This window comes from Anoxybacillus pushchinoensis, assembly GCF_900111795.1.
In the GTDB taxonomy this organism is placed as follows: domain Bacteria; phylum Bacillota; class Bacilli; order Bacillales; family Anoxybacillaceae; genus Anoxybacillus; species Anoxybacillus pushchinoensis.
The window spans coordinates 1-12,910 of sequence record NZ_FOJQ01000010.1; the positions used below are offsets into that span (position 1 = coordinate 1).

Consider the following 12,910-nt stretch of genomic DNA (forward strand, 5'->3'; position numbering starts at 1 on the left):
GGTAGCGTCAAAAAATCTATGAAAAGTCATCATGGTCTACCTGTTGAAGGAAAATAAAGAGGATAGTGGAATTGGATTCGCCCTTGACCAACACTCGCCAAAGGAGAAAAACGGTCAGTAAGGGCAAGGGCAGAAAAGAAGGGCATAGGAAAGCAGCCCTTGCCCTATCCTGATTTTACCTTTGGCGAGGTTCGGATGGTCAAGGGTACGCTCCGCCGAATCCGTCCTTAGGATGCAGCTTGTTGGGTCAACATCTCTTGAGCCATGACAATGAGCCTTGCCCAACGTGCCGGCATATGCGGAAGGCTCTCTAATGCTGGGATGACGACCGGTACCCGTTTTTCTAACGCGCTATGCGGACGCAAGAAGTTGAAATACGCCACAAAGAGTGTGACAAAGGAAACCGAGCCTTCTTCTGCGCCAAACCCATGAGTCGGTCGGTAGTTGCCTTTAAACGTTCGGTTGAATCGTTCAATGATCTGTTTAAGTGGTCGATATTCCTCGGACACAGGATCCTCGTTTGTCAGCCCGATGACTTGACGGACATCGAAAGAAATCCCTTGTTGGGCGAAAAAGTGCTGCGCCAACAAGTAGATCGGGTTGCCATCGACGACAAAAGACAAATCTTCAGGAATGGACGGCAGTTTCTTGAGAACATCATCGATCGCACGGATGGCAGAGAGTGTATCCCGATGTGGAGAGACCCGGTAAGACAGCACGACCTTTTTCACGGCATCAAACATAAAAAACAAGTAATGCCAGCACCCTTTGACGCGGATATACGTCTCGTCGCCGCAAAAAGAACCAGACAGTTCGTAAGGAAAGTGATCGATGAAAGGTTTGACGATCAGCGCAACACTGTTGGCATAGTTGATGACGGTCTGATGAGAAATCGACAACCCATGAATGTCTTTCATGATCCTCGCTGTTTTCCGCGCGGAGAGCCCATAGTTGACGTGATACGTCAAGATGAGTCCGAGTGTATGCGAAGACACGGAAAGACGCGACAAATCCACCTTCGACTGTATCGGTGACGACGGTGCCAACGGCTGAAAATCAAAGAGAAACTCACGGAAAATGTATCGAACTTTAAAGGCATACGGCGCATGTTGAAACTGTTCTTTTTCCTGAGGTGTCATCTGTCGCAAGTTTGCTTGGTAAAACGAGCAATCATCATTCTTACATTTGTGGATGTAATAATCGTTGCGCTCTTTGATTTTCTCGAGTGCCTTTAAACAATGTGGGCACCGAAAAATCACTTGTTTGGCAAAACGGCTACGATGGTTGAAACGGCAACGACACACTTTGCATTGATACTGCCCTTTACCTCCGTTGTTGGCGTACACATAATTAGATGGCGCTTGGCACTGTGGACACGTCAATGCATCAGGCACCGTGGTTTTCGTGTTCGCGTGCCTCTTGATCGGCTTCAACGGTTTTCCGTGTTGTTGTTCGTATTCGACAAGAAGATGACGATAGTCTAAACGCGGAAGCGTTTCGATGACAGGCAGTTCATCGACTTGGAGTTTCTGATACGATTGATTCACCGGTTCTTCGTCATCCCAGTCTGTGAGGGACTTTCCAAAAAGTACACCTAGTAAATAAATAATGATTTGATATTGGGTCTTGATTATTTGAAGACATTTGATTAATAATTGAGGTAACAAGCTTGTCACTCCTTTGTTTGGATTGGGTGTGTGGTTACCTCAATCGTACCAAAAACAGCAGGGGTGGCAAGCTTTTTTTGTCGAAAACCGCATAAAATCAATAAAAACTTAGGGTATGTCTTTAAAACTTTTGACAATACCTTTTTGTAAGAGGGGGAGAAAAAATGGATATAAGAAAATTATTCGATATGCAGCGGCAATTGGACGAACGAATTGAGACGGAGCGCGGATTGCGTGGTGAACGTTTAGTTGAACGGAAATTGTTAGCTCTTCTTGTTGAAATCGGGGAACTTGCGAATGAAACACGTTGTTTTAAATTTTGGAGCTCGAAGCCACCAGCAGCAGTCGAAACGATTTTAGAAGAATATGTTGACGGTCTTCACTTTATTTTATCGCTCGGGCTCGACCTTTCTTTACATGAGGGTATACAATGGCCAAACGTACAAGAAAGCCGACCGCTTGTTGATCAATTTTTACGCGTATTTGAGGCGGTTCACGCGTTTGGTGGGCAGCTAAATGAAGAAGCATACAATCAACTAGTATATGCGTACGCTCAGCTTGCTCATGCTCTCTCTTTTACTGCCCAGCAAATTGAACGTGCGTACATCGCGAAAAACGAAGTAAATCATGAACGACAAAGTCACAATTATTAACAACTATCGAAATGTTTAGTATAATGAATGTTGTACATAGAGAGGAGTGACAGATGTGAAAAAGCTCGATGAAACGTTAACGATGTTGAAGGCGTTAACGGATGCAAAAGGCGTTCCAGGGAATGAACGGGAAGTACGTGAAGTGATGAGATCGTATATCGCTCCGTATGCGGATGAAGTGACGACGGACCGCCTCGGCAGCTTAATTGCGAAAAAAGCAGGAAAAGAAAACGGACCAAAAGTGATGATTGCTGGTCATTTAGATGAAGTTGGTTTTATGGTGACGCAAATTGATGAAAAAGGCTTTATTCGTTTCCAACCGCTTGGCGGCTGGTGGAGCCAAGTCATGCTCGCTCAACGCGTGACGATCGTGACGCAAAAAGGCGACATTACAGGCGTCATCGGATCGAAACCGCCGCACATTTTACCAGTTGAAGCAAGAAGAAAGCCTGTTGAAATAAAAGATATGTTTATTGACATCGGAGCTTCGAGCCGTGACGAAGCGATCGAGTGGGGAGTGCGCCCTGGCGATGCGATCGTTCCTTATTTTGAGTTCACAGTGATGAACAATGAAAAAATGTTGCTTGCGAAAGCATGGGATAATCGCATCGGTTGCGCTGTTGCTATTGACGTGTTGAAACAATTAAAAGATGTGGAGCATCCAAATGTCGTGTATGGCGTTGGTACAGTGCAAGAAGAAGTAGGCTTGCGCGGTGCGCGAACATCTGCTTTTGCGATCGAACCAGATATTGCGTTTGCGGTTGATGTTGGCATTGCTGGTGATACACCAGGTGTATCAGAAAAAGATGCGATGGGAAAACTCGGAGGTGGACCGCATATCGTTTTATACGATGCAACGCTCGTTTCTCATAAAGGATTGCGTGAATTTGTCATTAGTGTCGCAGAAGAAATGAACATTCCATACCGTTTTGACGCGATGCCAGGCGGTGGAACAGATGCTGGTGCGATCCATATGACGATGCGCGGCGTTCCAGCGTTAACGATCTCTATCCCAACGCGCTACATTCACTCTCACGCTGCCCTTCTTCACCGCGATGACTACGAACAAACGGTAAAACTACTAGTCGAAGTCATTAAGCGTCTCGATGAAGAAAAAGTGAAAGAAATTACGTTTGATTAAAAAATAGCCTTCAATGCGAAGGCTATTTTTTTACGGCTTCTTCTAATGTTTCAAGCATCGATTGTTTTTGTTCCTCTGTTGCGTGATTCCATAACGCTTCAAATAAAACGCCAAGACCAGGTAAATATTTTTCTTCACCTTGTTGAATCGCATCGACGATCGTATGTTCTAATTGGTCTTTTGAGCTGTTTGCCACGTTTGCCATAACGGCACCACGTAAATTAAAGTCCATCGTCTTCACTCCATTCTTTATGTATTGCGTAAGTAGTTTTTGCTATAATGGTAACTACTATTCATAAAAGAGGAGAGAGAAACATGGAAAAAGCAACATTTGCTGGCGGATGTTTTTGGTGCATGGTTACTCCGTTTGAAGAACTTGATGGCATTTATGGTATCGTTTCTGGATACACAGGCGGCCATGTCGAGCATCCGACGTATGAACAAGTGAAAACGGGAACGACAGGGCATTACGAAGCGGTGCAAATTACGTTCGATCCGCATGTGTTTCCGTACGAAAAATTGTTAGAGTTGTATTGGTGTCAAATTGACCCGACTGATGATGGCGGTCAATTTCATGACCGTGGTCCACAATATCGAACAGCAATTTTTTATCATAATGAACGTCAAAAAGCATTAGCTGAACAATCAAAAAAACAATTAGAAGAAAGTGGACGTTTTTCAAAACCGATTGTGACAAACATTTTACCGGCGACGACATTTTATCCAGCTGAGGACTACCATCAAAACTACCATAAGAAAAATCCAAAACATTATAAGGAAGACCGAGCGGCATCTGGACGTGATGAATTTATTGCGAAACATTGGGGGAAAAACGAGTGAAGCGAATTGAATCGCCGAAAAACGAGCGGGTGAAACAATGGAAAAAGCTTTTAACGAAAAAAGGGCGCGACAAAACCGGTCTGTTTCTCATTGAAGGATTTCATTTAGTAGAAGAAGCAGTGAAAAGCGGTGTGCACATTGAACAATTGATCGTTGTTGAGCATGCGGCCATTCCAGCTAGTTGGAATATTTCTCATATTCCGATGACGATCGTGACCGATGAAGTGATAAAAGCGATAAGCGACACAGAAACACCGCAAGGCATTGCAGCGGTATGTAAACAAATGCATTGGAACGTGGATGATGTGCAAACAGCGTTGTTCGTTGATGCAGTACAAGATCCCGGAAACTTAGGGACGATTATTCGCACAGCAGATGCTGCAGGAATAGACGTTGTCGTTGTTGGGGAAGGAAGTGCAGATATATACAATGCAAAAGTGATTCGCGCCACGCAAGGTTCGTTGTTTCATTTTCCTGTTGTCAAAGGGGACATAGGGGAATGGATAGCCCGTTTCCAAACGAAACATATTCCTATTTACGGAACAGCGCTGCAAAACGGGGTGGACTATCGTTCCGTATCCCCTTCCTCCTCGTTTGCATTAATTGTTGGAAATGAAGGAAGCGGAGTGAATGATCGGTGGCTACAACAGACGACAACGAACTTATATGTGCCGATTTACGGAAAGGCAGAATCGCTCAATGTAGCCGTTGCAACAGGAGTTTTACTATATTATTTGCACAAAAAATAAACGCATGTTTGTATCATGACCTTGCACCGCATTGTACATTTGCTTATAATAAATGAAGAATTTCATCATATAAAAAACGATGATCGAGAAGAGTAGCTTGCCGATCGCCATTCAGGGAGAAAACGCCATAGACTGCGAGCGTTTTTATGGCTCAAGCAAGTGAATTCACCTCGGGAGTTGGCGCTTGGACCATTTTGCGCGTGCAAAATGTAAAGGCGTTCCGGTGTAGACCGTTATCACAATGAAGTGAGCTATGTTGATCGCATAGCTAACAAGGGTGGTACCGCGAGTGCACTCGTCCCTTATATTAGGGGCGAGTTTTTTTATTATATCGATCAGAGGAGGGTTTTTATGAAGGAGCGGTTACAACAGCTTCAACAAGAAGCACTTGAAAAAATTGAACAGGCAAACGATTTAAAAGCGCTCAATGACGTGCGCGTCGCATATCTCGGCAAAAAAGGCCCAATTACAGAAGTGTTGCGCGGCATGGGGGCGCTGTCGCCTGAAGAGCGTCCAGTTATGGGGGCGCTTGTGAACGAAGTGCGTGAAGTGATTCAAACAGCGCTTGAAGCAAAGCAAGCAACGCTTGAACAAGCAGAAGTTGAGAAAAAACTAGCGTCTGAAGCGATCGATGTGACGCTTCCTGGGCGTCCGGTGAAACGTGGCAATCATCATCCGTTAACGCGCGTCATTGAAGAAATTGAAGATTTATTTATCGGCATGGGCTATACGATTGCTGAAGGACCGGAAGTCGAAAAAGACTATTACAACTTTGAAGCGCTCAATTTGCCAAAAGGTCATCCAGCGCGCGATATGCAAGATTCATTTTATATTACAGAGGAAATTTTATTGCGTACACATACGTCTCCGGTGCAAGCGCGCACGATGGAAAAACATCAAGGACGCGGTCCAGTAAAAATCATTTGCCCGGGAAAAGTATATCGTCGCGATAACGACGATGCGACACATTCGCATCAATTTACGCAAATTGAAGGGCTCGTTGTGGACGAAAACATTCGCATGAGCGACTTAAAAGGAACGTTGCGCGAATTTGCGCGCAAAATGTTTGGAGAAGACCGCGACATTCGCTTCCGTCCAAGTTTTTTCCCATTTACAGAGCCGTCTGTTGAAGTGGACGTATCATGTGCCAATTGCGGTGGACACGGATGTAGCGTATGCAAAGGAACAGGTTGGATCGAAATTTTAGGCGCTGGAATGGTTCATCCGAACGTGCTGGAGATGGCAGGATTTGATTCGAAAAAATATACAGGCTTTGCGTTCGGTATGGGTCCAGAGCGTATTGCGATGCTTAAATATGGCATTGATGATATTCGCCATTTTTACCAAAACGATGTTCGTTTCTTGCAACAATTTAATCGGGTGTAAAGGGAGGGGTTGGCGATGTTCGTTTCATATAAATGGCTACAACAATATGTCGATTTAACAGGAATTACAGCAAACCAACTAGCAGATCGTATCACAAAAGCAGGCATTGAAGTAGAAAGCGTCGAGGTACGGAATAAAGGAGTACAAGGTGTCGTCATCGGGCATGTGCTCGAGCGAGAACAACATCCGAACGCTGATAAATTAAGCAAATGTTTAGTCGATATTGGCGAAGAGAATCCGGTGCAAATCATTTGCGGGGCGCCGAACGTGGCAAAAGGACAAAAAGTCGCTGTTGCTAAAGTGGGTGCAGTATTGCCTGGCAACTTTAAAATTAAACGGGCGAAACTGCGCGGTGAAGAATCAAACGGTATGATTTGTTCACTGCAAGAACTTGGCGTCGAGTCGAAAATCGTTCCGAAAGAATATGCCGATGGTATTTTCGTTTTCCCAAACGATGCGCCGGTCGGAGCTGATGCGCTAGAACTACTTTACTTGGATGATGAAGTGTTGGAGCTTAGTTTAACACCAAACCGTGCTGATTGTTTAAGCATGATCGGCGTCGCTTATGAAGTGGCAGCGATTTTAGGGCGGAGCGTGAAGCTTCCGGCCATTGAGTTGAAAGAAAACGACGAAAACGTTCATGACTACATTTCTGTACGGGTCGATGCACAAGAAGATAATCCGTTATATGCGGGACGCATTGTGAAAAACGTGAAAATCGGTCCATCCCCTCTTTGGATGCAAGCGCGTTTAATGGCAGCTGGCATTCGTCCACACAATAACGTTGTTGATATTACGAACTACATTTTGCTTGAATATGGTCAACCGCTTCATGCGTTTGACTATGATCGCCTCGGTTCGAAAGAAATTGTCGTTCGCCGTGCGAAAAACGGTGAAACGATCGTGACGCTTGATGATGTAGAGCGCACGCTTACAGAAAACCATCTCGTCATTACGAACGGGAAAGAGCCTGTCGCTTTAGCTGGTGTGATGGGCGGTGCGAACTCGGAAGTAAAAAATGACACAACGACCGTGTTTATTGAGTCCGCGTATTTCGCAAGTTCGGTTGTTCGCCAAGCGGTCAAAGATCACGGATTGCGCAGTGAGTCGAGCACACGTTTTGAAAAAGGAATCGATCCAGCGCGGACAAAAGAAGCGCTTGACCGAGCCGCTGCTTTAATGGCGGAATATGCTGGCGGAGAAGTCGTTGGCGGCGTTGTGGAAGTGAACACACTGCAACAAAAAGATGTTGTTGTCGCGATTACATTAGACCGTATCAATAACGTACTTGGCACAACGATTACGAAAGAAGAAGTTGTGAATATTTTAACAAACTTGCAATTCGCGTTTACAGAACATGACGGTACGTTTACGATTACCGTTCCGTCGCGTCGTGCAGACATTACAATTGAAGAAGACATCATTGAAGAAGTGGCGCGTCTATATGGCTACGACCATTTACCTGCGACATTGCCGATCGGCGAAGCAAAGCCGGGGAAATTAACGCCATATCAAGCAAAACGTCGTCACGTGCGCCGTTATTTAGAAGATGCAGGCTTGTTCCAAGCGATTACGTACTCGCTCACAAACGAAGCAAAAGCAATGATGTTTGCGCTTGAAACGGCGGAACCGATTCGTCTTGCTCTTCCAATGAGCGAAGAACGAAGCGTCTTACGGCAAAGCTTAGTGCCGCACTTGCTAGAAGCGGCAAGCTACAACCGTGCCCGCCAAGTCGAAAACGTAGCGCTATACGAAATCGGCTCGGTATATTTAGCAACAAATGAACACGAGTTGCCAAACGAAAAAGAGCGGTTAGCCGGCGTCTTGACAGGAGTATGGCATGCGCATTTATGGCAAGGAGAGAAAAAAGCGGTTGACTTCTACGTTGCAAAAGGCATTTTAGATGGTTTATTTGCCTTGCTAGGATTAGAGAACCGCGTGGAATATAAGCAAGCAAAACGCGAGCACCTTCATCCAGGGCGTACAGCAGAAATTTTATTAGATCATAAGACAATCGGCTTTGTCGGTCAGCTACATCCGGTCGTGCAAAAAGAATTTGATTTAAAAGAAACGTATGTGTTTGAACTAGACATTGAAGCATTGCTGAAGGCGGAAGTAGATGACATTCGCTATACAGCGATTCCGCGCTTCCCATCCATTACGCGCGATATTGCGCTCGTCGTCGATGAGCATATTGTTGCGGGTGAGTTGCAAAAAGCGATTATCGAGGCAGGCGGTGAACTGTTGAAGGATGTATCGATTTTCGACGTCTACAAAGGCGACCGCCTCCCGGAAGGCAAAAAATCGATCGCCTTCGCGCTTCGTTACTACGACCCATCGCGGACATTAACGGACGAAAAAGTAACAAACGTTCACGAACAAGTCATCAAAGCGGTCGAACAACAATTCGGCGCCACATTGCGCGGATAAAACGAATCCCCCATCTAATGCATAAGCATTGGATGGGGGTTTTTATGTCCTTGTCGGATCGGTGAGGGCGTTTTTTGTCCAGTCCGCCAAAATTGGCGGGCGCACCGTCAAAAAAATGGCGGGGTTCGACAGCAAGTTTGCGGTGAAGGAGGGAGAAAATGGAGGTATAATGAGGTTGAATAGGAAAAATATTCGTGAGGGAGGTACTGTTATGAAAAGGAAAATAACTAGGCTAGGAGTTATGTGTCTAACATTAGTAGCATTATTATCGCCAGAGATTGGACAAGCACGTGACACAGACTATACTACTGGGGCTGATTTTTCTTGGTCACCTTATATTTGGTCATTGGGTGCCTATCGTTCTTCCAGTGATTCTTCCCAAGTAGTAGGTTATCTCAATAATGTAAAATTTGACAGCGAGGCGGCAGCAATTCATAATGCTGCATACTATTTGACTTTTGAAATTAACAATACAACAGACAATGTTCCGCATAGTGGGTGGTTCTCATCAAACCTTCCAAATGTCGGCTTTGATACAGATGACGATGATGGAGATGGTAGAGCTGAAGAGGCTGAAGCATATGAAACAGGTGATGCAACTATTTATGCTGATAAGGCATATTATTTTCAGACTTCTTGGAAAAGTGCATCTGGTAAATCAGGGAAAATGGATTTTATTATTCAGCGTTCAATCTATAATCCTTTTAGCGGAGAGATGGAAGGATATCATTATGACTATCTAAATAGTTATAATTGGTCACTATAAAGGGGGAACTTATAATGAGAATTTCGTTTTCAAGAGCCCTTTTAACGGGGGCTCTTGTAACAGGATTTGTTGGTAGCGCTGTTTACGCATCGGAAAATAATGATGAAAAGAAAGAGGCAAAAAAACAATACTATCAAGTATTAATAGAATCGAAAAATATCGTAAGATCAGGGAAAATTAAGGTTGAAGTTGTGAAAGAAAAAGAACATAGTGCGGAGGTAGAGGTAAATCTTATTGTCCAATCTCAATTACTAGATCAGGAATCATTGGGAGAATATCGTGAAAAAATGACTCAGTATCTAAAATCTTTGCATAACAAGGGATACAAAAAAACACCTGCAGTAATTACCCTTAATTCTCCACTGAAACTAAACAACTTTGAAGAGTTTGTAAAGGATAAAAACATAGAAGTAGAACGTTTTTATATTCGCACTATCGACAAAAACGGCAATTTGGGGACGATCAGCGGAATTCCAAGCGAAAATGACTTAGTACCAAAAGATAAGCTGAAAGAATTTTTAAACGGTGCAGAAGTTGTAGGTATCTACTCAATTGAAGGAAACATCTCAACTGATGAAACAGCTTTTAATCAGTTAAGTAAAGATAATAATGTATTCCTAGCAGATATATCAAAGAAAGTTATTGAAGAGGAAGTATTAAATTCTATTGATTTCAAAAAACTAAAAGATAAAAATGAAAAAATCCATATTGATGTAAATATCCCTAATTTCTATTGGTTTATCGAAAAAAATGAGTAACTGTAGTTGAAGTAAATTTACCAACATAAATTTACAACCTATAAACTGGTGAAAGATGATCGAGATCGTCAAAAATCTTTTCAGAAATATATGATGTTTGTAAAAAACTAATCAAACTCGTAGTGCTAGTTCTTAACTAGCACTACGAGTTAATTTATCTATTATGTGAGGTGTTCTTAACATGCATCGGCATCTGCCTTTGGAAGAAGAAGTGATGAACATGTTAATTGGTGGTTTTTCCACAATAATGTTCATTGCAATTATTACATTAATTTTTCTTTGGAGAAGGAATACCACACAAAGAGCAGCATTTCTTTGGATTTTCGTGCATTTTGTATCGTTCTTTATTGCTGTATATTTGGCATTAAAAGCAATTTCTTTTGACATTAATCATCCGATGGCGTCAGAAGAAATTTCCCTTCTTTTAGGTGAATCAGGGGCATTATGGGCAGGAAGTATGATTTGTCTGTTAGTTGGTATTTTTAAACTTTCAAAAGTAACGAAGGATGATAAAAAATAAGGTTCTGTAGTTGAATATCTGAATCCGTGACAAAGCATTTTTACAATAGATGCGAACCATTGATACCATAAGGAAAAACAACGTTGACGCATCAAAAGTAGGTGAATGTCATGAAAGATTTCCCGATTCGTTTTGTATTGACAGATGAAGCGATTACCCCAAGCCCTAGGCTTGCTTTCATTGTCTACTTACTCCATCAAACGAAACTGGATAAACGAGTAAACGAGCTTCGGATTCCAACCGTTCGTCGAGAGGTGCACATTTCCCATAGCGACGTCATTCGATCGATGATGTGCTTGCTTGCCACAGGAAAAACGGATTTCGATCATATCGAAGCATATTATCATGACGATATCTTTTCGGCATCAATGAGGATCCAACATGTGCCTTTCTCCCCCGACCCTGCGGTAGCGACTCGATCAGCTCAATTGGCGTGCACACCGCCAAAAGAAGGCGGGGTTCGACACCAAGTTGGCGGTGAAGAATGGAAAAAAGTGAAGTATAATCAAACTATCAAAACGAAAGGAGGAATTTTTAAAATGATTCGTCAATTTGTAAGCATAGCAGTAACGGTAATACTTGTTGGAGGAATTTTATTTGGCATAGGAAAAGGTTCATTGGCAAATTCCAATCAAAAGGGGATAAAAGAATCGGGGACGGTTACTCCTCAATCGATTGCATCAAAGACGAAAACAACCACGATCCAAGTTGGACAAACCGTTCAAACTTTGTATGTGACAGGAACTTTTGAAACTCAGTATAGTGATGTTCACAAAAGACAACTGTTTTCAGGAGTTAAATCGATCTCCTCGAAAGCATCTGGTAGTGGAACATGGATACAGACAGGATATAATGCGGAATTAATTGATGGTGGTCGCACATATGTCATTACAGTGTCAGGAAAATATTCCTATAATGGTGCAACATATACGATTTCAACAAGTATAGAGTTTTATTGCAATGCTAATCATTCTATCGGATAGCAAGTGGTACAAAAGACTTGTCACAATCTTCGACAAGTCTTTTTATTTTTCAGGAAGGAATTTCATTGAACTTGTCGAATGTTCCCTATTTGTAAATATTTGTGCAAGGTGCGATCGGATGAGTGAAAAGGGAAAAATAGCGAAACAGATGAAAGAAATTGTGGAACTATTCATGTCGGAACCACAACTAAAGGCGCACATGTTGATGGCAATTGAGGAACATATGAAAGAGAGCGATTTGGTTTTTGGTCGATTAGCCAATTTGCACCATGACATGTTTTCAAAACAGGGATATCCCTTCATTTATATCGCCGCAGCTGTTGAATTAATCGTGCTTGCTGGCGATTTACTTGATGACGTAGTTGATCAAGATCGATTAAAAGATGATGCGATTACTGTACATACTGCGATTGGGCTTTTGTTATTAGGGCAGCAAGTAATTGCTCATTTGCACATTGCTGATGAAAAGAAATTAAAGGCACTATCATATGTTACGTCTTGCTTGCTTCAGAGTGTACATGGACAACAGACTGATGTGGCGTGTAACGTACAGACAGAAGCAGAATATATAAAGATGGTAGAGAAAAAATCAGGCTCTCTTGTTGCGATGGCTTGTGTCATAGGCGCTTTATTAGCAGGAAAAGAGGACATCGCAGCGATTGAAACATATGCTCGCTACATCGGTATTGCAGCACAAATCGATAATGATCTTGATGCGCTATACAACTGGGATAAGAAAGCGGATATTCAAGCAAAGAAAAAGTCGCTTCCGATTTTGTATATGCTAGAAAGCAAGCACGATAACTTATGGAAACAATATTTCAACAACGAGATAGACTATGACGAGATGTATGTCCAAAAAGAAAAAGCGCTTCAGCAAATGGAACAGGAAGGAGCGATTTATTATGCGAAAGTGATGAGCCAAATTTACAAGGAAAAAGCGTGGCAAGAAATCGAAAAACTAGATGTAGATGATGCGTATAAATCTGTGCTGAAAACATTTATTTAAGAATGTTG

The 12,910-nt window shown here is 42.8% G+C and carries 12 protein-coding genes, 1 pseudogene and 1 other annotated feature; of the genes and pseudogenes, 11 read left to right on the top strand and 2 right to left on the bottom strand.

The genetic code is table 11. The features are described 5' to 3' along the window. Positions 1-227: 227 nt before the first annotated feature. Positions 228-1,667: a DDE-type integrase/transposase/recombinase gene (locus tag BM213_RS04370; protein ID WP_064214575.1), complete on the bottom strand. Its 1,440-nt coding sequence runs from the start codon at positions 1,665-1,667 to the stop codon at positions 228-230. Between the two features lie 164 nt (positions 1,668-1,831). Between BM213_RS04370 and BM213_RS04375 the strand changes: the two genes are divergently transcribed. Beyond that, complete coding sequence (locus BM213_RS04375) at positions 1,832-2,320, top strand: dUTP diphosphatase (RefSeq protein ID WP_091701331.1); 489 nt, start codon at positions 1,832-1,834, stop codon at positions 2,318-2,320. Between the two features lie 55 nt (positions 2,321-2,375). Next, positions 2,376-3,461 carry a M42 family metallopeptidase gene (locus BM213_RS04380; RefSeq protein WP_091701334.1) on the top strand — a complete coding sequence of 362 codons (1,086 nt, stop codon included), beginning with the start codon at positions 2,376-2,378 and terminating at the stop codon, positions 3,459-3,461. 22 nt (positions 3,462-3,483) lie between these two features. Here the strand turns inward: BM213_RS04380 and sspI are convergent, their stop codons facing one another. After that, positions 3,484-3,693: a small acid-soluble spore protein SspI gene (gene sspI / locus BM213_RS04385; RefSeq protein WP_077429330.1), complete on the bottom strand. Its 210-nt coding sequence runs from the start codon at positions 3,691-3,693 to the stop codon at positions 3,484-3,486. A gap of 83 nt (positions 3,694-3,776) precedes the next feature. Between sspI and msrA the strand changes: the two genes are divergently transcribed. The 9 genes and pseudogenes from msrA to BM213_RS04430 all read left to right on the top strand — a co-directional run bounded on the left by msrA (position 3,777) and on the right by BM213_RS04430 (position 12,902). Next, positions 3,777-4,301 carry a peptide-methionine (S)-S-oxide reductase MsrA gene (gene msrA / locus BM213_RS04390; protein WP_091701337.1) on the top strand — a complete coding sequence of 175 codons (525 nt, stop codon included), beginning with the start codon at positions 3,777-3,779 and terminating at the stop codon, positions 4,299-4,301. Then, entirely contained in the window at positions 4,298-5,050 is a 753-nt protein-coding gene (locus BM213_RS04395) for a TrmH family RNA methyltransferase (RefSeq protein ID WP_091701340.1), read from the top strand. The genes msrA and BM213_RS04395 overlap by 4 nt, the downstream gene beginning before the upstream one ends. Positions 5,051-5,120: 70 nt before the next feature. Further along, positions 5,121-5,356, top strand: a binding site (T-box leader). 45 nt (positions 5,357-5,401) lie between these two features. Further along, positions 5,402-6,436, top strand: coding sequence for a phenylalanine--tRNA ligase subunit alpha (gene pheS / locus BM213_RS04400; protein WP_091701343.1), 1,035 nt, complete (start codon positions 5,402-5,404; stop codon positions 6,434-6,436). 15 nt (positions 6,437-6,451) lie between these two features. After that, positions 6,452-8,866, top strand: a complete 2,415-nt coding sequence (pheT, locus tag BM213_RS04405) for a phenylalanine--tRNA ligase subunit beta (RefSeq protein ID WP_091701346.1) — start codon at positions 6,452-6,454, stop codon at positions 8,864-8,866. Positions 8,867-9,077: 211 nt separating this feature from the next. Then, on the top strand, positions 9,078-9,632 hold the full coding sequence (locus BM213_RS04410) for a hypothetical protein (protein ID WP_143091174.1): 555 nt from the start codon (positions 9,078-9,080) through the stop codon (positions 9,630-9,632). A gap of 14 nt (positions 9,633-9,646) precedes the next feature. Then, positions 9,647-10,390: a hypothetical protein gene (locus BM213_RS04415; RefSeq protein WP_091701353.1), complete on the top strand. Its 744-nt coding sequence runs from the start codon at positions 9,647-9,649 to the stop codon at positions 10,388-10,390. A 181-nt stretch (positions 10,391-10,571) separates the two neighbouring features. Next, positions 10,572-10,910 (top strand): hypothetical protein, encoded by a 339-nt coding sequence (locus tag BM213_RS04420; RefSeq protein ID WP_003396547.1) that lies wholly within the window; start codon positions 10,572-10,574, stop codon positions 10,908-10,910. A gap of 110 nt (positions 10,911-11,020) precedes the next feature. Continuing rightward, a pseudogene (locus BM213_RS14790) lies at positions 11,021-11,362 on the top strand (IS1380 family transposase); the annotation flags it as partial. 649 nt (positions 11,363-12,011) lie between these two features. Further along, a complete protein-coding gene (locus BM213_RS04430) occupies positions 12,012-12,902 on the top strand; it encodes a polyprenyl synthetase family protein (RefSeq protein WP_091701355.1) in 891 nt (296 codons plus the stop codon). Positions 12,903-12,910: the final 8 nt, after the last annotated feature.

Coding starts and splice junctions, on each gene's coding strand:
- BM213_RS04375 (WP_091701331.1), top strand. CDS start 1,832: ATGGATATAAGAAAATTATTCGATATGCAGCGGCAATTGGACGAACGA.
- sspI (WP_077429330.1), bottom strand. CDS start 3,693: ATGGACTTTAATTTACGTGGTGCCGTTATGGCAAACGTGGCAAACAGC.
- msrA (WP_091701337.1), top strand. CDS start 3,777: ATGGAAAAAGCAACATTTGCTGGCGGATGTTTTTGGTGCATGGTTACT.
- pheS (WP_091701343.1), top strand. CDS start 5,402: ATGAAGGAGCGGTTACAACAGCTTCAACAAGAAGCACTTGAAAAAATT.
- pheT (WP_091701346.1), top strand. CDS start 6,452: ATGTTCGTTTCATATAAATGGCTACAACAATATGTCGATTTAACAGGA.
- BM213_RS04410 (WP_143091174.1), top strand. CDS start 9,078: ATGAAAAGGAAAATAACTAGGCTAGGAGTTATGTGTCTAACATTAGTA.
- BM213_RS04415 (WP_091701353.1), top strand. CDS start 9,647: ATGAGAATTTCGTTTTCAAGAGCCCTTTTAACGGGGGCTCTTGTAACA.
- BM213_RS04420 (WP_003396547.1), top strand. CDS start 10,572: ATGCATCGGCATCTGCCTTTGGAAGAAGAAGTGATGAACATGTTAATT.
- BM213_RS04430 (WP_091701355.1), top strand. CDS start 12,012: ATGAGTGAAAAGGGAAAAATAGCGAAACAGATGAAAGAAATTGTGGAA.